The 24,039-nt window shown below is 66.6% G+C and carries 20 protein-coding genes and 1 tRNA gene; 11 read left to right on the forward strand and 10 right to left on the reverse strand.

The genetic code is table 11. The annotated features are described in order from the left end of the window. Positions 1 to 6: 6 nt before the first annotated feature. The 3 genes from AWC08_RS00315 to AWC08_RS00325 form a co-directional block, all read right to left on the reverse strand. Positions 7 to 213: a hypothetical protein gene (locus tag AWC08_RS00315; protein ID WP_069434404.1), complete on the reverse strand. Its 207-nt coding sequence runs from the start codon at positions 211 to 213 to the stop codon at positions 7 to 9. Between the two features lie 234 nt (positions 214 to 447). Then, positions 448 to 1,056: a TetR/AcrR family transcriptional regulator gene (locus AWC08_RS00320; protein WP_069434405.1), complete on the reverse strand. Its 609-nt coding sequence runs from the start codon at positions 1,054 to 1,056 to the stop codon at positions 448 to 450. Positions 1,057 to 1,702: 646 nt separating this feature from the next. Then, a tRNA-Leu gene (locus AWC08_RS00325) sits at positions 1,703 to 1,779 on the reverse strand. A 72-nt stretch (positions 1,780 to 1,851) separates the two neighbouring features. Between AWC08_RS00325 and AWC08_RS00330 the strand changes: the two genes are divergently transcribed. After that, positions 1,852 to 2,469, forward strand: a complete 618-nt coding sequence (locus AWC08_RS00330) for an ANTAR domain-containing response regulator (RefSeq protein WP_065133470.1) — start codon at positions 1,852 to 1,854, stop codon at positions 2,467 to 2,469. Between the two features lie 624 nt (positions 2,470 to 3,093). Here AWC08_RS00330 and AWC08_RS00335 read toward each other — a convergent pair. Continuing rightward, entirely contained in the window at positions 3,094 to 4,302 is a 1,209-nt protein-coding gene (locus AWC08_RS00335) for a lipid-transfer protein (protein ID WP_172835118.1), read from the reverse strand. Continuing rightward, positions 4,293 to 4,736 carry a Zn-ribbon domain-containing OB-fold protein gene (locus AWC08_RS00340; RefSeq protein ID WP_065133458.1) on the reverse strand — a complete coding sequence of 148 codons (444 nt, stop codon included), beginning with the start codon at positions 4,734 to 4,736 and terminating at the stop codon, positions 4,293 to 4,295. The genes AWC08_RS00335 and AWC08_RS00340 overlap by 10 nt, the downstream gene beginning before the upstream one ends. Positions 4,737 to 4,875: 139 nt before the next feature. Here AWC08_RS00340 and AWC08_RS00345 point away from each other — a divergent pair, with 139 nt between their 5' ends. From AWC08_RS00345 to AWC08_RS00355, 3 genes are all read left to right on the forward strand, one after another. After that, the gene (locus AWC08_RS00345; RefSeq protein WP_069434411.1) at positions 4,876 to 5,163 is read left to right on the forward strand and encodes a putative quinol monooxygenase; all 288 of its coding nucleotides are present in this window, start codon (positions 4,876 to 4,878) and stop codon (positions 5,161 to 5,163) included. A gap of 97 nt (positions 5,164 to 5,260) precedes the next feature. Next, positions 5,261 to 7,927, forward strand: coding sequence for a DNA polymerase I (polA, locus tag AWC08_RS00350; protein ID WP_069434412.1), 2,667 nt, complete (start codon positions 5,261 to 5,263; stop codon positions 7,925 to 7,927). A gap of 28 nt (positions 7,928 to 7,955) precedes the next feature. Beyond that, positions 7,956 to 8,909, forward strand: a complete 954-nt coding sequence (locus AWC08_RS00355; protein WP_069434406.1) for a lysophospholipid acyltransferase family protein — start codon at positions 7,956 to 7,958, stop codon at positions 8,907 to 8,909. Between the two features lie 15 nt (positions 8,910 to 8,924). Here the strand turns inward: AWC08_RS00355 and AWC08_RS00360 are convergent, their stop codons facing one another. Beyond that, positions 8,925 to 9,632 (reverse strand): hemerythrin domain-containing protein, encoded by a 708-nt coding sequence (locus AWC08_RS00360; protein ID WP_069434407.1) that lies wholly within the window; start codon positions 9,630 to 9,632, stop codon positions 8,925 to 8,927. 240 nt (positions 9,633 to 9,872) lie between these two features. Between AWC08_RS00360 and rpsA the strand changes: the two genes are divergently transcribed. The 3 genes from rpsA to AWC08_RS00375 are packed head-to-tail and all read left to right on the forward strand — an operon-like array spanning position 9,873 to position 13,504. Beyond that, positions 9,873 to 11,318 (forward strand): 30S ribosomal protein S1, encoded by a 1,446-nt coding sequence (rpsA, locus tag AWC08_RS00365; RefSeq protein ID WP_065137016.1) that lies wholly within the window; start codon positions 9,873 to 9,875, stop codon positions 11,316 to 11,318. A 9-nt stretch (positions 11,319 to 11,327) separates the two neighbouring features. Beyond that, positions 11,328 to 12,542, forward strand: coding sequence for a dephospho-CoA kinase (gene coaE, locus AWC08_RS00370; protein ID WP_069434408.1), 1,215 nt, complete (start codon positions 11,328 to 11,330; stop codon positions 12,540 to 12,542). 5 nt (positions 12,543 to 12,547) lie between these two features. Beyond that, complete coding sequence (locus AWC08_RS00375; protein WP_069434413.1) at positions 12,548 to 13,504, forward strand: DUF2889 domain-containing protein; 957 nt, start codon at positions 12,548 to 12,550, stop codon at positions 13,502 to 13,504. Here AWC08_RS00375 and AWC08_RS39350 read toward each other — a convergent pair. Then, positions 13,490 to 14,158 carry a TetR/AcrR family transcriptional regulator gene (locus tag AWC08_RS39350; protein ID WP_065137018.1) on the reverse strand — a complete coding sequence of 223 codons (669 nt, stop codon included), beginning with the start codon at positions 14,156 to 14,158 and terminating at the stop codon, positions 13,490 to 13,492. The genes AWC08_RS00375 and AWC08_RS39350 overlap by 15 nt on opposite strands. Positions 14,159 to 14,215: 57 nt before the next feature. Between AWC08_RS39350 and AWC08_RS39355 the strand changes: the two genes are divergently transcribed. After that, complete coding sequence (locus tag AWC08_RS39355) at positions 14,216 to 14,662, forward strand: hypothetical protein (RefSeq protein ID WP_065137048.1); 447 nt, start codon at positions 14,216 to 14,218, stop codon at positions 14,660 to 14,662. Here the strand turns inward: AWC08_RS39355 and AWC08_RS00390 are convergent. The 3 genes from AWC08_RS00390 to AWC08_RS00400 form a co-directional block, all read right to left on the reverse strand. Then, positions 14,657 to 15,133 carry a DNA polymerase ligase N-terminal domain-containing protein gene (locus AWC08_RS00390; protein WP_065137019.1) on the reverse strand — a complete coding sequence of 159 codons (477 nt, stop codon included), beginning with the start codon at positions 15,131 to 15,133 and terminating at the stop codon, positions 14,657 to 14,659. The genes AWC08_RS39355 and AWC08_RS00390 overlap by 6 nt on opposite strands. A 59-nt stretch (positions 15,134 to 15,192) precedes the next feature. Beyond that, the gene (locus AWC08_RS00395) at positions 15,193 to 15,633 is read right to left on the reverse strand and encodes a ribonuclease FAU-1 family protein (protein WP_065137020.1); all 441 of its coding nucleotides are present in this window, start codon (positions 15,631 to 15,633) and stop codon (positions 15,193 to 15,195) included. A gap of 75 nt (positions 15,634 to 15,708) precedes the next feature. Continuing rightward, complete coding sequence (locus AWC08_RS00400) at positions 15,709 to 18,237, reverse strand: FHA domain-containing protein (RefSeq protein WP_178132165.1); 2,529 nt, start codon at positions 18,235 to 18,237, stop codon at positions 15,709 to 15,711. Between the two features lie 158 nt (positions 18,238 to 18,395). Here AWC08_RS00400 and AWC08_RS00405 point away from each other — a divergent pair, with 158 nt between their 5' ends. From AWC08_RS00405 to AWC08_RS00415, 3 genes are read left to right on the forward strand one after another with little or no spacing between them, the layout of a single operon-like run. Continuing rightward, on the forward strand, positions 18,396 to 20,375 hold the full coding sequence (locus AWC08_RS00405; RefSeq protein ID WP_069434410.1) for a serine/threonine-protein kinase: 1,980 nt from the start codon (positions 18,396 to 18,398) through the stop codon (positions 20,373 to 20,375). A 57-nt stretch (positions 20,376 to 20,432) separates the two neighbouring features. Next, a complete protein-coding gene (gene uvrB / locus AWC08_RS00410; RefSeq protein WP_065137049.1) occupies positions 20,433 to 22,589 on the forward strand; it encodes an excinuclease ABC subunit UvrB in 2,157 nt (718 codons plus the stop codon). After that, positions 22,586 to 24,019: an MFS transporter gene (locus AWC08_RS00415; protein WP_065137023.1), complete on the forward strand. Its 1,434-nt coding sequence runs from the start codon at positions 22,586 to 22,588 to the stop codon at positions 24,017 to 24,019. The genes uvrB and AWC08_RS00415 overlap by 4 nt, the downstream gene beginning before the upstream one ends. The last annotated feature ends 20 nt before the right edge of the window (positions 24,020 to 24,039 follow it).

The raw sequence follows: 24,039 nt of genomic DNA on the forward strand, positions 1-24,039 counted from the left end.
CGCCCGTCAGGAGTCCGGTCGGCGGACCGACAAAAATCCGCTGGTGTCCAGCAGCCGCCCGTCAACGAGGACGACGACCCACCGCCGACGTGCGTGGGCGATACGGGTGTCGCCGACGGAGGCCGCATACCCCGCGCCTTCGGCGAAGTCCTCGATTACCACTCCATCGCTCTCGCCGTCGCGGCCGGAAATAACGCAAAATACGTGCCCCACGGAGGACTCAGAGTTAGTCCGTGACTAGGCAATCTCCTGCGATTTTGCCGGTGGCGAATGCTCCGGCACGCCATACCTTCCGCATCACCACGCTGACGGGGTTTTTCGTCTGTCTTGAGACAATTCTTTGTCAGCTGAAACAAGTTTTTGCTAAGCGCTCCTATCGGGCATGCGGGAACGCTGTCGCGAACGATCTCACCGGGGGCCGAGGCCGTTGCCATGCAAATCAGGGAATTACGACGACGTCCCCTCCGCAATAGGAACCATCATCTTGGCGAGATCAGCTGCCACGTCCCGGTTGGCCTCAGGTGGCATCGAGATGTAGCTCAGGCAGAGCCGGACTATCGCTCGGTATGCGACTTTCGCCTCGTCGTCGCTGCCCGCTGGCCAGGTCTGGGCACAAGTAGTCGCCAGGCGGCTCGACGCTCGGTTGATGATGGGCGCGCTGTCGGTGGTGACGAGTTGCAGCAGATCGGGTTTGGCGGCACCGGCCAACAACGACTTCACTAGCGGGTCGGCCGACGTCGCGGCAAAGAAGGCCTCGAAGGCCTGCAGCATCGACTGGTGAACGCTGCCATCGTCAGCGTCCAGGGCGGCTTTGGCGGTGTCGACCAATTGGTCGGCCAGTCGCAGGGCGTAACCCTGCGCCAGGCCTTGGCGGGAGCCGAACTCGTTGTAGATGGTCTGACGGCTGATGCCGGCGGCGCGCGCCACGTCGGAGAGCGTTATTGCGGACCAGTCGCGAGTCAGGAGCAGTTCGCGCAACGCGTCGAGGATCAGATCGTGCAGCGAGGGGACGCTTCGGCACGCTAATGCGGCGCGCGCATCCGCCAGTCCCGTCACCGTGGCGCGCCGATGCCGCGCGTGCTCGGCAACCCGTCTGGGCCTGCGTTCGGCCGGACGCCGCAGCCGGCGACAACGTGCTTACTTTTTCGCGTGCTGAGCTCCGCTTCGCACGCGAATTTCAACATTTCCATCGATGTTCGCCTCCTTTTCGAGGGGATATCTGCGTCGGCACCGCCGAAAACTGCGTGGAATGATCGATCGGACATCGTGCCGCAACGCTGGACTTGTCTGAGAGAGCGTCGTCAATTCGATGTTCAGCCAATGTCATGTAGCGATTGCGGTTTCACGTGTACCCCGACGCCCGGCACTATTACGCTAACAGAATGGTGCGACTCGGGGCTTATTCACCGGAATGAAGCGCGAATTATGTCTGAAATACCGCAACTCTGTGCCCATTGAGACTTGCCCGTCTAATACTCGACAAGATAGTTGCAGTGGACGTCCAGAGTTCAATCTGGCGGGATCTCTCGGCGGTCTTGTCAAGCTCGGGGACCGCGTGCTGACCGAAGACTCGGTCTCGGCCGATGACTGCGGCACCGCTCAACCCGCAGCTTCGGGCCCGTGAGCCCGTCGACCGAGGGGGTAGCCGCTTTGAATTGCTCTCGGCAATAAGGGAGCGGACTCACCTGGGTGAGTCGCCTGCTGGTGCCCTCGGTGAGATTCGAACTCACACTGGACGGGTTTTGAATCCGTTTCCTCTGCCAGTTGGGATACGAGGGCTGGCGCCGGACTCCTACCTTAGAGGACACCCCCAGCATCACCGCGCACAGCCGTCACGTCACAATGTCCGTCATGACCGGCCCCACCACTGACGCCGACGCCGCTCCGCCGCCGCGCCGGGTCCTAATCGCGGAAGACGAAGCACTGATCCGCATGGACCTGGCTGAGATGCTGCGAGAGGAGGGGTACGACATCGTCGGCGAGGCTGGCGATGGGCAGGAAGCGGTCGAGTTGGCCGAGCAGCACAAACCCGACCTCGTGATCATGGATGTAAAGATGCCCCGGCGTGACGGCATCGACGCCGCGGCCGAAATCGCTAGCAAGCGCATCGCGCCCATCGTGGTCCTGACGGCATTCAGCCAACGCGATCTCGTCGAGCGTGCCCGCGACGCCGGCGCGATGGCATACCTGGTCAAGCCGTTCACCGCCAGCGACCTGGTTCCGGCCATCGAGTTGGCGGTCAGCCGGTTCAGTGAGCTCACCGCGCTGGAGCGGGAGGTCGAGACGCTGTCAGATCGGCTGGAGACCCGCAAGCTGGTCGAGCGCGCCAAGGGTCTGCTTCAGGTCAAGCAGGGCATGACCGAGCCGGAAGCATTCAAGTGGATCCAGCGGGCCGCCATGGACCGGCGGACGTCGATGAAGCGCGTCGCCGAGGTCGTGCTGGAGACGCTGGACACGCCCAAAGAGTAGGCGCTCGGACGTCCTTTCCTTCGCCCTTGCGCGTGCGCCCGCGTGTTGCCGCGGACACGCAGTTAACGGTGGCATTTGGGGACGCTCGCGCCCAGCGGAGGCCCTAACTGTCGCGAGGGCCCGCGTGTTGCCGCGGACACGCAGTTAACGGTGGCATTTGGGGACGCTCGCGCCCAGCGGAGGCCCTAACTGTCGCGAGGGCCCGCGTTTTGCCGCGGACACGCCGTTAACGGTGGCATTTGGGGACGCTCGCGCCCAGCGGAGGCCCTAACTGTCGCGAGGGCCCGCGTTTTGCCGCGGACACGCCGTTAACGGTGGCATTTGGGGACGCTCGCGCCCAGCGGAGGCCCTAACTGTCGCGAGGGCCCGCGTGTTGCCCCGGACACGCCGTTAACAGTGGCATTTTGGGGACGCTCGCGCCGGTGCGGCTGCGCTAACTGTCTGAACTGTCGCGGGGGCCCGCGTGTTGCCGCGGACACGCCGTTAACGGTGGCATTTTGGGGACGCTCGCGCCCAGCGGAGGCCCTAACTGTCGCGAGGGCCCGCGTGTTGCCGCGGACACGCCGTTAACGGTGGCATTTGCGGACGCTCGCACCCAGCGGAGCGGCCCGGGCTGAGAAGGCCTCAGCGGGCGACGATCACCGACGAGCCGTGGCCGAACAGCCCCTGGTTCGCGGTCACGCCGACGCGCGCACCCTCGACCTGCCGGCCTGTCGCCTGACCACGCAACTGCCACGTCAACTCGCAGACCTGGGCGATCGCCTGGGCGGGAATGGCCTCGCCGAAGCATGCCAGCCCGCCGGACGGGTTGACCGGAACGCGGCCACCGATCGTCGTCGCCCCGGAGCGCAGCAGCGACTCCGCCTCGCCCTTGGGGCACAGGCCCAAGTGCTCGTACCAGTCGAGCTCCAGCGCGGTGGACAGGTCGTACACCTCGGCGAGGCTGACGTCCTCGGGACCAATACCGGCCTCGGCGTAGGCGGCATCGAGGATCTGGTCCTTGAAGACCCGCTCGGGCGCGGGCACCACGGCCGTGGAATCCGTTGCGATATCCGGCAATTCGGGCAGGTGCTGGGGGTACTGCGGAGTCACCGTGCTGACCGCGCGCACCGACGGCACACCCTCGAGCGAGCCCAAGTGCTTGCGGGCGAACTCGGCGCTGGCGACGATCAGCGCGGCGGCGCCGTCGGACGTGGCGCAGATGTCGAGCTGACGCAGCGGGTCGGAGACCACGGGGCTGGCCAGCACGTCCTCGACCGAAGATTCTTTGCGGTAGCGGGCATTCGGGTTCTGCAGGCCGTGCTGGGAGTTCTTGACCTTGACCTGCGCGAAATCCTCGGACGTCGCTCCGTACAAGTCCATCCGGCGGCGCGCGAGCAACGCGAAGTACACCGGGTTCATCGCACCGATCAGGTGGAACCGCTGCCAGTCGGGATCGTTTTTGCGTTCTCCGCCCACCGGCGCGAATGCGCCCTTGGGGGTGGTGTCCGCCCCGATCACCAGCGCGACGTCGCAAAAGCCGGCCAGGATGTGCGCGCGGGCACTTTGCAGCGCCTGCGAGCCGCTGGCGCACGCGGCGTAGCTGGAGCTCACCGGCACCCCGTTCCAGCCGAGTTTCTGCGCGAACGTCGACCCGGCAATAAAACCTGGGTAGCCGTTCCTTATCGTGTCGGCCCCGGCGACCAACTGGATCTGTCGCCAGTCAAGTCCGGCCTCGGCCAGCGCGGCGCGGGCCGCGACGACGCCATACTCGGTGAAGTCGCGTCCCCATTTGCCCCACGGGTGCATGCCCGCGCCGAGGATGTACAGCGGTTCGGGAGCACTCATGAGCAGACCTTCCACGCGTGCACGATGCGTTCGACGCCGTCGGCGTCGGTGAACAGGGTCATGGTGGCCAATTCCATCTCCATGCCGACCTTCAAGTCGGCCGCGAGCGTGCCCTCAATTGCCTTGCCCAGCACGATGATTCCCTCGTCGGCCAGTTCGACGGCGGCAATGGCGAACGGCTCGAAGGGGTCCGCGGCGGGATAGGGCGCCGGCGGTGGGTAACGGTTTTCGGTGTAGCTCCACAGCTTCCCGCGCCGCGACAGGGGGACCGACTCCAATGCGTCGCTGTCGCAGCCCGGGTTCGGGCAGTTGTTCTCGCGCGGCGGAAACACATACGTGCCGCACAAGGGGCACTTGCTGCCGATCAGATGTGGCTGTCCGGCGTCATCGGTGGCGAACCACCCCTCGATCGCGGGTTCTTGGCTGGTGACCTCTGGCACCAGGTCAGATTACTCAACGACGGCCGGAAAACTGAAACGTGTTCCAGTTCGCTGGCCAGAGCGCGCCAGTCGCCCGATGAAATCGCTGGAGGCGAGCGGTCAAACCCGTGATGACAATAAGCACACGAAGGAGCATCTGATGGTGATTGTCGCCGGATTTATCATCGTGGACCCGTTGCGACGCCACGGCTACCTGGCCAGTTGTGCAGAAGTGGTGCGACAAGCAAGGCGTGCACCGGGTTGTCTGGACTTCGCGATCACCCCGGACCCGCTCGACCCGGGACGGGTCGACATCTTCGAACGCTGGGCGTCGCAGCAGGCGGTCGAGGCGTTCCGCGGCAACGGACCCGGGAATGAACAACAAGACGCGATAGTTTCCGGGGCGGTGTACGAGTACGACGCTGTCGCTGAGCGGCGGCTGCTGTGATGTCGGCGGCGGTGCCTACAGTAGTGCCGTGAGCCCAGCACGGACCGCCGCCGGCACCGCGAATCCCGCAGCCACCGCCAACGACAAGCCCACGCTGATGCTGCTGGACGGCAATTCGCTGGCGTTCCGCGCGTTTTACGCACTGCCCGCGGAGAACTTCAAAACCCGGGGCGGGCTGACCACCAACGCCGTATACGGCTTCACCGCCATGCTGATCAACCTGCTGCGTGACGAGGCCCCGACGCATATCGCCGCGGCGTTCGACGTGTCCCGCCAGACGTTCCGCTCGGAGCGCTATCCCGAGTACAAGGCCAACCGGTCTTCGACGCCCGACGAGTTCCACGGGCAGATCGACATCACCAAAGAAGTGCTCAACGCCCTGGGCATCACCGTGTTGGCCGAGGCCGGCTTCGAGGCCGACGACATCATCGCCACGCTCGCCACTCAGGCCGAAAACGAGGGCTACCGGGTATTGGTGGTCACCGGCGATCGGGACTCGCTGCAGTTGGTCAGCGACGACGTCACAGTGCTCTACCCGCGCAAGGGTGTCAGCGAGCTCACCCGCTTCACCCCGGACGCCGTCGTCGAGAAGTATGGGCTGACACCCGCGCAGTACCCCGACTTCGCCGCCCTGCGGGGGGACCCCAGCGACAACCTGCCCGGCATTCCCGGGGTGGGGGAGAAGACGGCCTCGAAGTGGATCATCGAATACGGATCGCTGCAGGGGCTGGTCGACAACGTCGAATCGGTGCGCGGAAAAGTCGGAGACGCCCTGCGGGCGCATGTGGCCAACGTCGTCTTGAACCGGGAACTCACCGAGCTGGTCAAAGACGTGCCGCTGGCCCAGACCCCGGACACGCTGCGGCTGCAGCCCTGGGATCGTGACCACATTCACCGGCTGTTCGACGATCTCGAGTTCCGCGTGCTGCGCGACCGGCTGTTCGACACGCTGGCGGCCGTCGAACCCGAAGTCGACGAGGGCTTCGACGTGCGCGGCGGCGCCCTGCAACCCGGCACCGTCGGCCAGTGGTTGGCCGACCACGTCAGCGACGGCCGTCGGTCCGGCCTGACAGTGGTCGGCACCCACCAGCCGCACGACGGCGACGCCACCGCCCTGGCCATCGCCGCCGCCGACGGCGACGGCGCATACGTCGACACCGCCACCCTGACACCGGAAGACGACGCCGCGCTGGCAGCCTGGCTGGCCGATCCCGACAAGCCCAAGGCCCTGCACGAAGCCAAGCAGGCCATTCACGACCTGCGCGGCCGCGGGTGGTCGCTGGACGGGGTCACCTCCGACACCGCACTGGCCGCCTACCTGGTGCGGCCCGGACAACGCAGCTTCACCCTCGACGATCTCTCACTGCGTTATCTGCGCCGCGAGTTGCGTGCCGAAACCACTGAACAGCAACAACTTTCGCTTCTGGATGATGACGATGGCAGCGACGAACAGGCCGCGCAGACCGCCATCTTGCGGGCCCGGGCCGTCATCGACCTCGCCGACGCGCTGGACGCCGAACTGGAGCGCATCGACTCCACTGCGCTGCTGGGCGACATGGAGTTGCCGGTGCAGCGGGTGCTGGCCGGGATGGAGAGCGTGGGCATCGCCGTCGACCTGAGCATGCTCGGCGCCTTGCAGAGTCAGTTCGCCGACCAGATCCGCGACGCCGCCGAGGCGGCATACGCCGTGATCGGTAAGCAGATCAACCTGGGTTCGCCCAAGCAGCTGCAGGTGGTGCTCTTCGACGAACTCGGCATGCCCAAGACCAAGCGCACCAAGACCGGCTACACCACCGACGCCGACGCTCTGCAGTCACTGTTCGACAAGACCGGCCACCCTTTCCTGCAGCACCTGCTGACCCACCGCGACGTCACCCGCCTCAAGATCACCGTCGACGGGTTGCTGCAGGCGGTCGGCGCAGATGGCCGGATTCATACGACGTTCAACCAGACGATCGCCGCAACCGGCCGACTCTCGTCCACCGAACCCAACCTGCAGAACATCCCGATCCGCACGGACGCCGGACGGCAGATCCGCGACGCGTTCGTCGTGGGTAAGGGCGAGTACGCCGAGCTGATGACCGCCGACTACAGCCAGATCGAGATGCGGATCATGGCTCACCTGTCCCGCGACGAGGGTCTGATCGAGGCTTTTAACACCGGCGAGGACCTGCACTCGTTCGTCGCCTCGCGGGCGTTCGGGGTGCCGATCGAGGAGGTCACCGGCGAACTGCGGCGCCGGGTCAAGGCGATGTCCTACGGCCTCGCGTACGGGCTGAGCGCCTACGGGCTGTCCGCCCAGCTCAAGATCTCCACCGAGGAAGCCAAAGAGCAGATGGATCAGTACTTCGCGCGGTTCGGCGGGGTGCGTGACTACCTGTTGGCCGTCGTCGAACAGGCCCGCAAGGACGGCTACACCTCCACGGTGCTGGGCCGGCGGCGCTACCTACCTGAACTGGACAGCAGCAACCGCCAGGTGCGCGAGGCCGCCGAACGCGCGGCGCTCAACGCGCCGATCCAGGGCAGCGCCGCCGACATCATCAAGGTGGCGATGATCGAGGTGGACAAGGCAATCACCGCCAGCGGGCTGGCGTCGCGTATGTTGCTGCAGGTCCACGACGAATTGTTGTTCGAGGTGGCGCCTGGCGAGCGCGACGAACTCGAGAAGCTGGTCCGCGACAAGATGGGCGGGGCTTATCCGCTCGACGTGCCGCTGGAGGTGTCGGTGGGCTACGGCCGCAGCTGGGACGCGGCCGCCCATTAATCCCGGCTCGCGAACTTAGACTGCTGAGGTGTCGGATGTCGCTGAGCGCCGCCCGCTTCTGCGCTTTCCGCTCATGGTGGCGTCGAAAGTGTTCGCCCTCTTGCCCGCCCCGGTGGCCGACGCGTTCCTCGCCGTGGTGGCGCGGCTCGTGTACTGGCGCGGACGTGCCCAGCATCTGAACGTCCTGCAAGATTTCCGCGACAACGTCGACCCGACCGCGCAGTTCTCCACCCGCAAATGGCAGCCGGTCCGGGCGATGTACCGGGCATTGGTCCGCAACGCCAACGATGCCATCTGGTTTCTGGCCGCACCGCATTCCGCCGCGCGGCGCCGCTTCCGCATCGCCGACCCGTCGCCGCTGCATGCCGCTCTCGATGCCGGCCGCTCCGCAGGGGTCGGCGCCATCGTCGCCTTCCCACACCTCGGCTCCTACGCGGCGCTGCCGATTGTGCTCGCGCTGAACGGGTTGCCGACCACGGTTGTGGCCAACCGGCAGCGCGCCTTGATGCAGTGGGTGATCACCCGCGGCGCCCAGAAGGCCGGGCTGGAGCTGATCGTGGTCGACCGCACCGGGGGAGTCAGCATCACCGCGGCAATGGCCGATGCGATCCGGCGTGGCCGCATCGTTGCGATCGCCGGCGACTATTTCCGGGCCCGCGAGGGCGGCGGCAACGGCATTGAGGTCGATCTGGCGGGTATCAAGCGCCCGATCGGCCCGGGACCGGCGCTGCTGGCGCTGCGCACCGGTGCCCTGATCGTCCCGGGCGCGGTGTTCCAGCACAAACACGAGCGCGAACCCGTGTTCGGCCAGCCCATCCCTGCCGATGTGCCGCTCAGCGGGGACGATCAGAATGTGCGCGACGCGGTGCAGGAGACCTCGCAGCGGGTCGCCGACGCGCTCGCGCTCTTCATCGAACGTGAGCCACAGCAGTGGCTGATGCCCGGTGGGCTGGTATCGGATTCGGTGGGGCGTCGACGGTAGCGAGCGAGCGACGGATCAATAGCGCCGGGTGCTGGGATCTTCCCCGCGGGTGAGCGCGGGCAGGCGTTCGATTCGTCCGGCTAGCCGGGCCATCGTGTTGCTCGTTCTTTCTGCCATGCGGTTGAGCCGCCCGGTCGGCCTGCGGCTGAGGCGGTCGAGCCGATCTCGGCTGCGGTCCACGACGGTCAGCGGCAGGCCGGCAAGAGCGTTACCGGGCGGGCGCCGCGCCACGACCGGGTGCGGCCGGGTGGGTGCGCACCGTCGCACCGCTGCCCACGCCCAACCGAGGAGCACCAACGCCCGTCGTGACACACCGCGCTGCAGCATCGGCAGCAGTCGGTCTTCCTCGTCGCGCACATCCTCGCGTAGCAGCCGCACCAGGCGCTGCCACAGCTCGCGGTGCTCTGCAGTGTCCGGCGGGAGCGTCTCCAACCGCGCGAATAGCTCGTTGATCTGCTGGTGCTCACGCTCGATCTCCAGCGTGAGCCGCTCACCCTCGGGTACCCAGCGGCGGATCGCGGGCCACAGCACCGACTCCTCGGCGAACGCGTGCGGAAACACCAGCCGGAACAGCCGGGTCAACAGCTCCTGGCGCCGGTGGCCGCGGGACGCGTCGGTCGCATTGATCAGCCGATCCAGTTCGATGTGGTCGCGTTGCTGCCGCACGAGGACACTGTGTGGTCCGCCGAGTTCGGCGACGCTCTGGGTTGCCAGTGAAGTCATCTGCCAGCGGTTCCCGACGACAACCGCGCTAAACGAGAACGCGTCGACGGGTCTACTCATCCCCGGGTGTGCGGCCCAGCGGGCAGCCCGGTAGTCTGATCGGGATTTCGACCGAGTTTGTCCAGCGTGTATGCCGTCGAGTAGCCTCGACAGGTACCCGTTTGCGCTCGATCGCGGGTCACCTCAACAACGCAAGTCCCAAGTCCCTACGATGAACCCTGTCCGGAGCAACCCAACAATATGCCGAGTCCCACCGTCACCTCGCCGCAAGTAGCCGTCAACGACATTGGCACCAGCGAGGACTTTCTCGCCGCAATAGACAAAACGATCAAGTACTTCAACGATGGCGACATCGTCGAGGGAACCATCGTCAAAGTGGACCGGGACGAGGTGCTCCTCGACATCGGCTACAAGACCGAAGGGGTCATCCCCGCCCGCGAGCTCTCCATCAAGCACGACGTCGACCCCAACGAGGTCGTTTCCGTCGGTGACGAGGTCGAGGCCCTGGTTCTCACCAAAGAGGACAAAGAGGGCCGGCTCATCCTCTCCAAGAAGCGTGCGCAGTACGAGCGCGCCTGGGGCACCATCGAGGAGCTCAAGGAGAAGGACGAGGCCGTCAAGGGCACCGTCATCGAGGTGGTCAAGGGTGGCCTGATCCTCGACATCGGCCTGCGCGGCTTCCTGCCCGCGTCGCTGGTCGAGATGCGCCGCGTGCGTGATCTGCAGCCTTACATCGGCAAAGAGATCGAAGCCAAGATCATCGAGCTGGACAAGAACCGCAACAACGTGGTCCTGTCGCGACGCGCGTGGCTGGAACAGACCCAGTCCGAGGTGCGCAGCGAGTTCTTGAACCAGCTGCAGAAAGGCACCATCCGCAAGGGTGTCGTCTCCTCCATCGTCAACTTCGGCGCCTTCGTCGACCTGGGCGGGGTGGACGGCCTGGTGCACGTCTCCGAGCTGTCCTGGAAGCACATCGACCACCCGTCCGAGGTGGTGCAGGTGGGCGACGAGGTCACCGTCGAGGTGCTCGACGTCGACATGGACCGCGAGCGGGTTTCGTTGTCGCTGAAGGCGACTCAGGAAGACCCGTGGCGCCACTTCGCCCGCACCCACGCGATCGGGCAGATCGTGCCGGGCAAGGTCACCAAGCTGGTGCCCTTCGGTGCGTTCGTTCGAGTCGAGGAGGGCATCGAGGGCTTGGTGCATATCTCCGAGCTGGCCGAGCGCCACGTGGAGGTGCCCGACCAGGTGGTCGCCGTCGGCGACGACGCGATGGTCAAGGTCATCGACATCGACCTGGAGCGTCGCCGGATCTCCTTGTCGCTCAAGCAGGCCAACGAGGACTACACCGAAGAGTTCGACCCCGCCAAGTACGGCATGGCCGACAGCTACGACGAGCAGGGCAACTACATCTTCCCCGAGGGCTTCGACGCCGAAACCAACGAGTGGATGGAAGGCTTCGACGCTCAGCGCAACGAGTGGGAGGCCCGCTACGCCGAGGCCGAGCGCCGGCACAAGATGCACACCACGCAGATGGAGAAGTTCGCTGCGGCGGAGGCGGCCGACCACGGTGGCGGCGGTCAGTCGTCGTCGAGTAGCAGCTCCTCGGAGAAGTCGGCGGGTGGGTCGCTGGCCAGCGACGCCCAACTGGCGGCTCTGCGGGAAAAGCTCGCCGGCAGCGCTTAATTCGCGCGGATGCTGCGCATCGGACTGACCGGCGGCATCGGTGCCGGGAAGTCGGCGCTGTCGAAGACGTTCTCGGAGTGCGGTGGCATCATCGTCGACGGTGATGTCATCGCCCGGGAAGTTGTCGAGCCCGGCACCGAAGGACTCAAGTCGCTGGTCGACGTCTTCGGTGCGGACATCCTGCGTCCTGACGGGGCCCTGGATCGGCCGGCCTTGGCGGCCAAGGCTTTTGCCGATGAGGAAGAGCGCAAGAAGCTCAACGGCATCGTGCACCCGCTGGTCGCCAAACGCCGCGCGGAGATCATCGAAGCCGTGGCCGAGGATTCCGTCGTAGTGGAAGACATTCCGCTGCTGGTGGAATCGGGGATGGCGCCGCTGTTTCCGCTCGTCGTCATCGTGCACGCCGACGTCGAATTGCGGGTACGGCGCCTGGTCGACCAGCGCGGCATGAAAGAGGAAGACGCCCGGGCGCGCATCGCCGCGCAGGCCACCGACGAGCAGCGCCGTGCCGTGGCCGATATCTGGCTGGACAATTCGGGCAGCCAGGACGATCTGGTGCTACGCGCCCGGGACGTGTGGCACAACCGCATACTTCCGTTCGCGCACAACCTCACTGAGCGGCAGTGGGCGGCTGCCCCGGCGCGGCTGGCCGCGGCCGATCCGACCTGGCCGGATCAGGCCCGCCGCATCGTCAACCGGTTGAAGACCGCAGGGGGCCACCGGGTGTTGCGGGTGGACCACATCGGGTCCACGGCGATACCCGATTTCGACGCCAAAGACGTCATCGACATCCAAGTGACAGTCGAATCTCTGGATGTGGCAGACGAACTCGTCGAGCCGTTGCTGGCCGCCGGATATCCCCGCCTCGAGCACATCACCGTCGACACCGCCAAGGCCGATGCCCGCAGTACGGTGCCGGGCTTCGACCATAGCGACGATTCAGCGTTGTGGCACAAGCGGATTCACGCCTCGGCCGATCCCGGCCGGCCCACCAACGTGCACGTTCGGGTGGCCGGCTGGCCCAATCAACAGTTCGCGCTGCTCTTCGTCGACTGGCTGAAAGCCAATCCCGCCGCGCGTGAGGACTATTCGGCGGTCAAGCGGGCGGCAGAGGCGCATGGTGGTGGCGACACCACGCGCTACGTCACCGCGAAGGAGCCGTGGTTCCTCGACGCCTACCGGCGCGCCTGGGAGTGGGCGGACGCCACCGGCTGGAAGCCTTAGTCGCCGTGCCGTTCGTCACGGACATTCTCGGGCCGCGGCGGCCCGTCGCCGGGCAGGCGTCGCCGCTGGTGGCGGGCCGACGACGACGCACCAGCACCATTGACACGCATCCGCACGAGGCCGGGGGGTCCGTCGTCGATCTCAGGGCCCGCGACGCGGACGGCCATGGTGTGCTGGGCGAGGTGCGCATCAGTGCGCGTCTGTCAGACAACGTGGTCGCCGAGATCTCCGCAACGCCGTCGGCCCGAGGGTTGGATCAGCTCCGAGGGTGTCGCGTCGGCCGTGGGTTCCGGTCGACGGTCGAGAGGCTGTATCCCGAGGAAGTTCAGCGGTCCAGCCTGCTGCACCTGCTGCTCGACGACTGGGTCGGGGCGGCGCTGGTGTCCGGCTACGCGACTCAGCACGCGGCGATCGTCCAGGGCATCGAGGAGAAGATGCCGCCCGGCGTCGCCGACCGCATGGCCGGGATCTGCGCGGGATTCGCGCCGCAGGCGTCGTTGATCCGGTACACCCGTCAACACGACGTCATTCCCACGGGCCGCGGCCCGGTAGCGCCACCGCTGGACGGCCTGCACGAGGTCCACGCCCTCCGGGCGCAGGGGATGCGCAGGTTCCGCCGCCTCGATGTGTGGCCGGGGGACGACGGTGCGGCCCAGTTCGATGCCCACTTCCGCGACTCGCATATGGACGACGACCTCGTCGAGACGATCGTGCACGAGGACACCGTGGCAGGCAGGGTTGATACCGCGACGTGGACCATCACCTCGGTCAGCGCCGAAGTGCGAGTGCTGCCCTGGCAGGAATGCCCCGGAGCCATCGCTAGCGCGGCGCGCATCGAAGGCATGGGGCTCGCCGAGTTACGCGACCGCGTCCGCGGTGAATTCGTCGGGACCAGCACTTGCACGCATCTCAATGACACCTTGCGCGCGATCGCCGATCTGGACGCTTTACTCGACCGGTGATGAGCGGGCGCCCGGCTGTCGCAGATACGCCATGAGCAGGGCGACGATCTCGACTTCGACATCTTGAAACTCGGCCGGATCCGGTGCCGTGACGAGGCGGTGCACCAGCGAGTCGATGGTCGCCACGACGACGTGTGCGGTCAGCCGGCCGGCTCGGATGTCGGGGTGGCGATCGAGCAGCCGAGCGGCTGCGTCCACGTTGAACCGCTCCATTTCGCGCACCCGGGCCAGGAACGCCGGCGCCCGCGGGGCTTCGTCGAACAGCACCCGGTGCAGCCGAGGGTTGTCACGGTGATTGTCGATGGCCGCACGCACGAACAGTCGGAGCGTGTCGTCCAGTCGCTCCGGCATGCCCGCGGCCAGACGTTCATTCAGCAGGCGGGAGCCCGCGTCCACGTGCGCGTCCATCAACGCCCGCAACACGGCGTCCTTGTTGGGGAAGTACTGATACAGCGATCCGATCGACAGGCCCGCTCGTTCGGCGATGCGGTTGGTGGTCCCGGCGGCATATCCGTGCTCGGCGAAAACATGAGCAGCCGCGTCGAGGATGCGTTGCCAGGTTTCCGTGGCCCGCTCCTGTTTGGGCTGCTTGCGCTGCCGAAATCGGTCCGTCGGGGTGATCGTCTGTCTCCGGGGGTGAAAGCGAGTAGTCAGGTGGCCGTAGCCGCTGCAAAATTAGGTTACCCTAACTACTGTTTGAAGGAGATGGTCGTGCGCACCGTGCACGTCGAGACCGTATTGCCCACGAGTGCCGATCATGTATGGTCGGCAATGCTCGCACCGGCTACGTTCCTCTACGTCTGCAGAGGCCTGTTCGGATTTCCCGCGCTGGCCGGCCGGACCGAACCATTGCGGCAGGGCGAACGTGGTACGGGATGGCTGATGGCTTGCCATGTGATACCGGCCTACCGGCACACCATCGAGGTCGTCGACGTCGACGAAGCCAGCGGAACAATCCGCACCCGGGAACACGGCGGAGTCCTGAAAGCATGGAACCACACTCTTCATGTCGAAGCGCTGCAAGAGAATTCGTGTCGTTACAGCGACACCGTCGACATCGACGCCGGAGTTTTCACCGGTGCAGTCGTGGTGATCGCGAACGGGCTTTTCAGGTATCGCCAGCGGCGCTGGCACAAACTGGTGCGGCGCGCGTCATGAGTAGCTGTGCGCGTGCTCCTCAGGGCGTCTGACCAACAGCCACGTTTCTTCTTCGCCCTCCCGGATCCGCGTCATAGCGTAGCGGCCGCGCAGTTTGTCGCCGCGCAAGTGGAACGAGACGTGGCCGCACGCGAGCCCTTTCGCCATGTCGTGGCGAGTTCCGTTGGCATACGTGCCGTGATCCCAGACCACGACACCGTCGGGTCCACGTCGGCCTTGGGGGACGATTCCCTCGAACGTCGCATACTCCAGCGGATGGTCTTCGGTGCGCCGGGCCATCCGCTGATCAGTGGGGCCGATCGCTGGGCCGTCACTGATCTTCCACGACACCAGAACTCCGTCGATCTCCAGACGAAAGTCGTAGTGATCGCTGTGAGCCAATTGATGCTGAACGACGAAGCACGGGCGGTCAGTCGGAATGCGTCGCTGTCGTCGGTGCCGGCCACCCGACCCATACCTGCTCAAAAACATGGGTCCTGGGGTACCCGGGTGCTGACCGGGAAAACTGTTGAACCGATTACATTTTCGCGTTAATCGTCGCGCCAGCGGAGGGTTATTCCTTCGCCCGCCAGCCAATGCGTCAGGTCATACCCGTTGCGCGCCAACCCGTCAATGGCTGTCACGGCGCGCCGGATCGCCAGCTCAGCCACATCCTGGCTCAGCAATCCTTGGTGCACGGCGTCCAATAGCTCGTCGACGTCCGCTAATTCCGCACCGCTCCCGGTGCGGACCTCGATATCCAGGTAATGGTCCTCCGAACGCCACACCGTCTCACCCGGGACGTATTCCCCGATGTCGAGGTAGTGGTCATGGTCGCGTTCGTGACCTGGGTTGAAGTGAAACACCGTCGCGCGCAGACCCAGTGACGGCAGCAGCCATGATTGCAGGTAGTGGAACTGGTCGCGGCCCGGCGTGGGCCGGGCTAGGTAAAGCCCCCAAGGATGCACGGCGTACTCGTCCACCGCCCGCACGATGCCCTTGGGGTCGGTGTTGGTGCGGGCGGCCAGGTCGAATGTCTCGTGCTTCGGTGGGTGGATGACGTCACCTTACCTGCGAAGCCGCAGTTTCCACCGCACGAAGCAGGCATAGAACACCGACAAGGCGGCCAGCGTGCCCATGTCAAGTAACCAGATTTTGGACGTGTGCTGCCAGAACCTGTCCTGGGGGAGCAGCGAGCCGGGCACCAAAGCCCGCACGTCTACCGTCGACGCGGCGGCGGCGTAACCCCACCGGGCCGGTACCACTGTGGAAACCTGTTCCAGCACAATCCGATTGGTTACCGGCACCATTCCGCCGCACAACACCAGCTGTGCCATGATCGACACCACGAACAACGGCATGATCTGCTCGGTGGAACGGACCACGGCCGAAATGCCCAAGCCCAGTACTGCCGACGCCACGCAGGTGGCCGCGACCGTGAAAAATAACTCGAACGTGGCCGCCACGGTTCCGTGTCCGAGCACCAAGCCACCGCGGGTGGGTGGGCCTTTCCCCGCGACGACGATGGCGGTGGCGACCGCCGCCTGAGCGACGGCGAACACGCAGAACACCGCCGCCTTGGCCACTAGGTACGCCGTGGTCGACAAACCCACCGCCTGTTCGCGCTGGAAGATCGCCCGCTCGCCGACCAGGTCGCGGATCGTCAGAGCAGTGCCCATGAACGCCGCGGCCAGCAGCAGCAGGTTCAATATCTGCGCGGATTCGTCCGGAGTGCCGCCATGCTCGCCGACCACGCGGAATCCGTTCGAGCCCGGCACCGTCAGCGACAATGCGCCGAGAATAAACGGCAACAGCGCCAGGAACACGAAGGAGGCGCGGTCGGCGACCACCAACCGAACCTGGCGCCGGGCGACGGTCGAGATCTGCCGCCGCACGCTGGTGTGCACCGGTTCCCCGAGGTCCGCGGGTACAGACTCGGGACCCGGTCGATCCAGAGACCGGCTGCGTTCCAGGAACCGGCGGTTAGCTGCGGCCGGATCGGCGCCCACCTGACCGAAGATCTTGGCCCAATTGGTGGTGCCCATGGCGTCACCAATCTGGTCGGGCGGACCGCAATACGCGGTCTTGCCGCCCGGCGCCACCAGCAGCAGCTGATCGCAGATGTCCAGGTACGACAACATGTGGGTGACCACGATCACCACCCGGCCAGCGTCTGCCAACTGGCGCAACATCGTCATGACCTGGTGGTCGAGGGCCGGGTCCAGACCCGAGGTGGGCTCATCGAGAATCAGCAGTGACGGGCCGGTGAGTAGTTCCAGTGCAACGGACGCCCGTTTGCGCTGGCCACCGGACAGCTTGTCCACCCGCGTATCGGCGTGTTTGGTCAGATCGAGTTCGTCGAGAACCTGAGCCACCACCCGGGCACGGTCGGATTTGCTGGTGTCCGGCGGCAGCCGCAACTCGGCCGCGTATCCGAGCGCCTGGTGCACGGTCAGCTGGCGGTGCACCACGTCGTCCTGGGGGACCATCCCGATCCGGCTGCGCAGCGACGCGTATTCGCCGTGCACGTCATGACCTTCAAAGCTGACGGAGCCCTTACTGGGGCGGGCGTACCCGGCGATCAGGCGTGCCAACGTGCTCTTACCGGCGCCTGACCCGCCGATGACGGCGGTCAGCGTTCCGGGCCGGGCGGTCAGTGAGATGCCGTCGAGCAGCTGTTTGCCGTTGTCGACTGTGTAATTCACCCCGCGTACCTCGAGACCGCCGGTGCGGGTTGCCCTTTCGTCTCGCGGGACGAGTGTGCCGTCGCTGAACTGCAGGTCGACGTTGCCGATGGTGACCACGTCACCCTGGGACAGGATCGCCGAGCCCACCCGGGTTCCGTTGACGAAAGTTCCGTTGACGCTGCGATCTTGGATCTCGGTGCCCAGCGGTGTCGTACGCAGGGTGGCGTGCTGGCGGCTGGCCAGTACGTCGGACACGACGATGTCGTTGTCGTTGGCCCGGCCGATGCTGATCACACCGGTCGATTTCGGTGCCCCCGCGATGCCTGCCGATCGGGGTGACAGGATCCTGACCATTCGCGTGGCCAGGCCGGATACGTCGGCGGACTTGGCGTCGATCACCGTGAGATCGGCGAGCGGCGGTCCGGCGTTGACGGTGGTGATTTCCTCCGGTGGTAACGGCGGCGCGGCCGGCCGCCTAGGCGGTGGGACCGGGCGCCCGTTCGGCTGCGGCCGCGCCGCGCCCACCGACCACGCCTGGGTGGGCGGACCGCTGTCGTGCCGCACCTGGAATGTGCTGTGCGGCCGGCCGGCTGGGCCCCGCTGCCGACCGATCTCGAAGGTCAACCGCGGCCCGGCGGGATTACCGACGTTGATGCTCTGACCGTCGTGAATATCGACGACGGGCATCCGGTAACCGTTGACGTAGGTACCGTTCAGCGAGCCGTTGTCGATCGCCAGCCAACGGCCCTGATCGAAGCGCAGGATCAGATGCGCGCGGGAGATGCGCGGGTCCGGGATGCGCAGATCGGCGTGCAGATCGCGCCCGACGACCACCTCATAGCCTGGGGCAAAAGAACAATGGGACCCGTCGTGCCGAATCGTCAATGACGGCGGGGCTGGTCGACTCACCGTACCCAGATTAGCCCGCCATCGCGTTGCTGGTTGTGTCCCAGCTGTGACGTTCCTATGTGTCGCGAGCGGTCATACATAGCTGCTTCATAGCTTGCATCCCGTCCTGCGCCAATGCTTTTCATGCATCATGCCAATGGAGGAGGGGAATTTTGCGGATGGAAGAACGACTGGGCGCCACCCGGCGTCTCAGGTCTGGGCTCCAGGCCGGCCGAGGCCTCGTGACAACCGTCACGCGCCGTCGGCGACACGACCCTGCCCGGGGTTCCGCATCCGGTTCCGCGCCCAGCTCCCCGTTGCGACCGGCAATGGCCCGCGGTGCGCCGTTCGCCGGCTACACCATCCTGCGGCAGCTGGGCGCCGGCGGGATGGCCGAGGTCTACCTCGCGCTGCATCCGCGGCTCCCGCGCCGCGACGTGATCAAGGTGCTTGCCGAAGGGGTCACCGCGGACACCGAATTCCGCGAAAGATTCAACCGCGAAGCCGATCTCGCGGCGACGTTATGGCACCCGCACATCGTCGGCGTGCACGACCGCGGCGAATTCCAGGGGCAGCTCTGGATTTCCATGGATTACGTCGAAGGCACCGACGCATCCCGCTTGGTGAAAGAGGCGCACCCGCAAGGAATGCCGATCGGCGAGGTATGCGCGATACTGGACGCCGTTGCCGGAGCGTTGGATTACGCCCACGACCGCGGACTGCTGCACCGCGATGTCAAGCCCGCCAACATCCTGCTCACCCACCCCGACGTGGACCCGCACAGCCAGGAGCGCCGAATTCTGTTGGCGGATTTCGGCGTTGCCCGCCACCTCGCGGACATCAGTGGAATCACTCAGACCAATGTGGCGGTCGGAACCGTCGCCTACGCGGCGCCCGAACAGTTGGCGGGGGCCAACATCGACCGGAGGGCGGACCAATACGCCCTAGCTGCCACGGCATTTCACCTTCTCACCGGGGCTCCGCCGTTCCGCAACCCGAATTCGGTCGCCGTCATCAGCCAGCATCTGCACGACGAGCCGCCCCGGCTCAGTGACCACCGTCCGGATCTGGCCCATTTGGACGCCGTGTTCGCCAGAGCGCTGGCGAAGAAACCGGGCGACCGGTTCGAGCGGTGCCGGCTGTTCGCCGCCGCGGTCCATGCGGGCTCGGATGAGGGCGCCCAGGCAAGCCCACCCGGGAGCGATCGGGGTGCGGTCGCAGGGCGGAAGGTTCCGCCGCGCGTCCGGATGGCGGCCGCCCTGCTCTGTGCCGTGCTGATCGCGGTAGCGGCGACCTGGTCGACGCTGTACAGCTTCCAGACCGACCTGTCTCAGCCCAACCCGTCACTGGCCGCCCGACCCGCTGCTCCGGCACCGCCCGCGGCACTGGCCGCACCGTCCGGCCGGGTGCTGGACGGCACCTATCGGCTCGACCTTGACCGGGCCAAGCGCACCACGAACGGCACCCCGATCCGCCACGACGGCGGCACTACCTACTGGTGGGCCTTCCGCTCTGCATGCACCACCAGCGGGTGTGGCGCCACCGGAGTTCGGCTGGACGACGCCACCCACCAATTCCCCGACACCACCGGCGGCGGTCAGAACAACACCCTGCGGTTTGTCGCGGGCTACTGGCAGGGCGCGCCGCAACAGCTGCGGGTGGGGTGCCGACAGGCCAATCAGGCGGCGGACGGTACCACCCAGCAGGAGACCGTCGCGCTGTCGGTGGCCCCACAGGCTGACGGCACCCTGCGTGGCGTGCAGACCGAGACCGTCGGCAGCAACGAGTGCGGTGCGCAGGGCGCGGTCCTGCGGGTCCCCGTGGTGGCGACCCGGGTCGGTGATGTGCCGGCCAACGTGGTTCTCGGCGATCCAGCCAAGGTGGTCGGTGCGAACGCCGTTCCGGCAACCCCGCCGATGCCGCCCGTGCTGGGCGGAGTCTGCAGCGACGTGGACAAGCTCGGTTATGACCAGACCAGCAACGAGCAGGTCGTCTGCGAGGGCAACACCTGGGAGAAAGCGCCGATCACAACGGGTGTGCACGCCGCCGGGAGCACCTGCGACCGGCCGGATATCCCGGTGTTCGCGGTGTCGGCGTCGAACGACGGTTACCTCATCGAATGCGACCCGGTAACCCGGATGTGGACCCGTCACCGCTGAGCCGGGCGCTTAGTCGCACCCGGTGGCTTGTCGGTGGTGCCGACTACCCTGGCGATCATGGCTTTCGCCACTGAACACCCAGTAGTCGCCCACTCCGAATACCGCGCCGTGGACGAGGTCGTGCGCTCCGGTGCCCGGTTCGAGGTCGTCAGCCCGCACCAACCCGCCGGGGACCAGCCCGCCGCCATTGACGAGCTGGAGCGCCGGATCAAGTCGGGGGAGCGGGACGTGGTGCTGCTCGGTGCCACCGGCACCGGGAAGTCGGCGACCACGGCCTGGCTGATCGAACGGCTGCAGCGCCCCACCCTGGTGATGGCGCCGAACAAGACGCTGGCCGCCCAGCTGGCCAACGAACTGCGAGAGATGTTGCCGCACAACGCAGTCGAGTACTTCGTCTCGTACTACGACTATTACCAGCCCGAGGCGTACATCGCGCAGACCGACACCTACATCGAAAAAGACAGCTCGATCAACGACGACGTCGAGCGGTTGCGGCACTCGGCGACCTCGAGCCTGCTGTCGCGCCGGGACGTGGTGGTGGTGGCGTCGGTGTCGTGCATCTACGGCCTGGGCACGCCGCAGTCCTACCTGGACCGCTCGGTTGAACTGCAGGTCGGAATGGAAGTGCCGCGCGATGGGCTGCTGCGGCTGCTGGTCGACGTCCAGTACACCCGCAACGACCTGTCGTTCACCCGCGGCTCGTTCCGGGTGCGCGGCGACACCGTAGAGATCATCCCGTCGTACGAAGAGCTGGCCGTGCGCATCGAATTCTTCGGTGACGAGGTGGAGGCGCTGTACTACCTGCACCCGCTCACCGGCGACGTGGTCCGCCAGGTCGACTCGCTTCGCATCTTCCCGGCCACCCACTATGTGGCCGGTCCCGAACGGATGGCAGTGGCCATCTCGACCATCGAGCAGGAGCTGGCCGAGCGGCTCGCCGAGCTGGAGGGGCAGGGCAAGCTGCTGGAAGCTCAGCGGCTGCGGATGCGCACCAACTACGACATCGAGATGATGCGGCAGGTCGGGTTCTGCTCGGGCATCGAGAACTATTCGCGCCATATCGACGGTCGCGGTCCCGGGTCGCCTCCGGCCACGCTGCTGGATTACTTCCCCGAGGACTTCTTGATGGTCATCGACGAATCGCACGTCACCGTGCCGCAGATCGGCGGCATGTACGAGGGCGACATGTCGCGCAAACGCAACCTGGTCGAATACGGGTTCCGGCTGCCGTCGGCGGTCGACAACCGCCCTCTGACCTGGGAGGAGTTCGCCGACCGGATCGGGCAGACGGTGTACCTGTCCGCCACGCCGGGACCCTACGAGCTCAGCCAGACCGGCGGCGAGTTCGTCGAGCAGGTGATCCGCCCGACCGGCCTGGTGGATCCCAAGGTTGTGGTCAAGCCGACCAAGGGGCAGATCGACGACCTCATCGGAGAGATCCGCAAACGCACCGAACGGGACGAGCGGGTCCTGGTCACCACCCTCACCAAGAAGATGGCCGAGGACCTCACCGACTACCTGCTGGAGATGGGCATTCGGGTCCGTTACCTGCACTCCGAGGTCGACACGCTGCGCCGGGTCGAGCTGCTGCGCCAACTGAGGCTGGGCGAGTACGACGTGCTGGTCGGGATCAACCTGCTTCGCGAGGGCCTGGACCTGCCGGAGGTGTCGTTGGTGTCGATCCTCGACGCCGACAAGGAGGGGTTCCTGCGCTCGGTGCGCAGCCTCATCCAGACCATCGGCCGGGCGGCCCGCAATGTCTCTGGCGAAGTGCACATGTACGCGGACAAGATCACCGATTCGATGAAAGAGGCGATTGACGAGACCGAACGCCGACGCGCCAAGCAGATCGCCTACAACGAGGCCAATGGCATCGACCCGCAGCCGCTGCGGAAAAAGATCGCCGACATCCTCGACCAGGTCTACCGGGAGGCCGACGACACCGAGGTCGGGATCGGCGGGTCCGGGCGCAACGCATCCCGTGGCCGGCGCGCGCCGGGCGAAGCCGGCCGGGCGGTCAGCGCCGGCGTGTTCGAAGGCCGCGACACCTCCGCGATGCCGCGCGCCGAGTTGGCGGACCTGATCAAGGACCTCACCGCGCAGATGATGGCGGCCGCGCGCGACCTGCAGTTCGAGCTCGCCGCCCGGTTCCGCGACGAGATCGCCGACCTCAAGAAGGAGCTGCGCGGGATGGACGCCGCCGGTCTGAAGTGACGCAGCCGACGAGCGGGACCGGGAGCTGGCGTGAGCTGCTCGGCAGGCATCTGGGCACTTCGACAGTGCTGGCCGGCGGCGTGGCGATGTATGCCACCAACGAGTTCTTGACCGTAAGCCTGTTGCCCTCCACGATCGCCGAGATCGGCGGCGACCGCCTCTACGCGTGGGTGGTCACCTTGTACCTAGTCGGGTCGGTGGTCGCGGCCACCACCGTCAACTCGCTATTGCGCCGCTTCGGGGCGCGCTTGTCGTTTCTGCTGGGACTGGCCGTGTTCGGGCTGGCCAGCGTCGCCTGTGCGGCGGCACCGACGATGCAGGTGCTGATCGCCGGCCGCACCCTGCAGGGGGTCGCCGGGGGCACCCTGGCCGGGCTCGGTTACGCGCTGATCAATGCCGCGCTACCGCGCGAACTGTGGACGCGCGGCTCGGCATTGGTCTCGGCGATGTGGGGTGTCGCGACGGTGCTCGGGCCGGCGATGGGTGGGCTGTTCGCCCAATTCGGACTGTGGCGTTGGGCATTCGGCGCAATGGCCATTCTGGCGGCACTGCTGGCGATTCTGGTTCCCGCGGTACTGGCGGCGACACCTGCACCCGCCCACAAACCGGCGGCGCCCCCTCTTCGGGTACCGGTCGGGTCGTTGCTGCTGGTCGGGGCGGCAGCGCTGGCGGTCAGCGCCGCGCAGCTGCCCCGCCACGCGGTGGCCATCGCAGCGCTTCTCGCGGTGGCGGTAGCGCTGCTGGTGGCGTTCGTGCTGGTCGATCGGCGCAGCCGCGCAACCGTGTTGCCGCCCAGCGTGTTCGGCGCCGGACCGCTGAAATGGATATACCTGACTCTCGCCGTGCTGATGATGGCCGTGATGGTGGACACCTACGTGCCGTTGTTCGGCCAGCGGTTGGGGCACCTGACTCCGGTGGCGGCCGGATTCCTCGGCGCCACGCTTGCGGTCGGCTGGACGGTCAGCGAAATCGTCAGCGCGTCGCTGAGCAAACCGCGGGTGATCGACCGCGTCGTCCTGGTCGCGCCGCTGCTGATGGCCGCCGGGCTGGCGTTCGGTGCCGTCACCCAGCGCGCGGACGCGTCGCTCGGTCTTATTGCGGTGTGGGCGGTGGCCTTGCTGATCGCCGGCACCGGCATCGGGATGGCGTGGCCGCATCTGTCGGCGCGTGCCATGGACTGCGTCGACGATCCGTCCGAGAGCGGTGCGGCGGCCGCGGCTATCAACACCGTGCAGCTGATCTCGGCGGCATTCGGCGCGGGCGTGGCGGGCGTAGTGGTGAACTCCGCCAGCGGCGGTGAGCTGATGGAGGCCCGCTGGCTGTATGCGGTCTTCACCGTCTTGGCGGCGCTCGGAGTGCTGGCGTCCTATCGGGCGACTCGCGGCGCTCGACGGCCGGCGCCGCCATCGGCGGCTGAATTGCGGCCGTAGGGCACCGGACCTTCTATACG

It is taken from the genome of Mycobacterium gordonae, from assembly GCF_002101675.1.
GTDB classification, from domain to species: Bacteria; Actinomycetota; Actinomycetes; order Mycobacteriales; family Mycobacteriaceae; genus Mycobacterium; species Mycobacterium gordonae.

Bases quoted from the DNA above. Each gene is read 5' to 3' on its own strand.
- polA (WP_069434412.1), top strand. From the start codon at position 5,261: ATGCTGCTGGACGGCAATTCGCTGGCGTTCCGCGCGTTTTACGCACTG.
- uvrB (WP_065137049.1), top strand. From the start codon at position 20,433: ATGGCTTTCGCCACTGAACACCCAGTAGTCGCCCACTCCGAATACCGC.
- AWC08_RS00390 (WP_065137019.1), bottom strand. From the start codon at position 15,133: ATGTTTTTGAGCAGGTATGGGTCGGGTGGCCGGCACCGACGACAGCGA.
- AWC08_RS00345 (WP_069434411.1), top strand. From the start codon at position 4,876: ATGGTGATTGTCGCCGGATTTATCATCGTGGACCCGTTGCGACGCCAC.
- rpsA (WP_065137016.1), top strand. From the start codon at position 9,873: ATGCCGAGTCCCACCGTCACCTCGCCGCAAGTAGCCGTCAACGACATT.
- AWC08_RS00330 (WP_065133470.1), top strand. From the start codon at position 1,852: ATGACCGGCCCCACCACTGACGCCGACGCCGCTCCGCCGCCGCGCCGG.
- AWC08_RS00405 (WP_069434410.1), top strand. From the start codon at position 18,396: ATGGAAGAACGACTGGGCGCCACCCGGCGTCTCAGGTCTGGGCTCCAG.
- AWC08_RS00360 (WP_069434407.1), bottom strand. From the start codon at position 9,632: ATGACTTCACTGGCAACCCAGAGCGTCGCCGAACTCGGCGGACCACAC.
- coaE (WP_069434408.1), top strand. From the start codon at position 11,328: ATGCTGCGCATCGGACTGACCGGCGGCATCGGTGCCGGGAAGTCGGCG.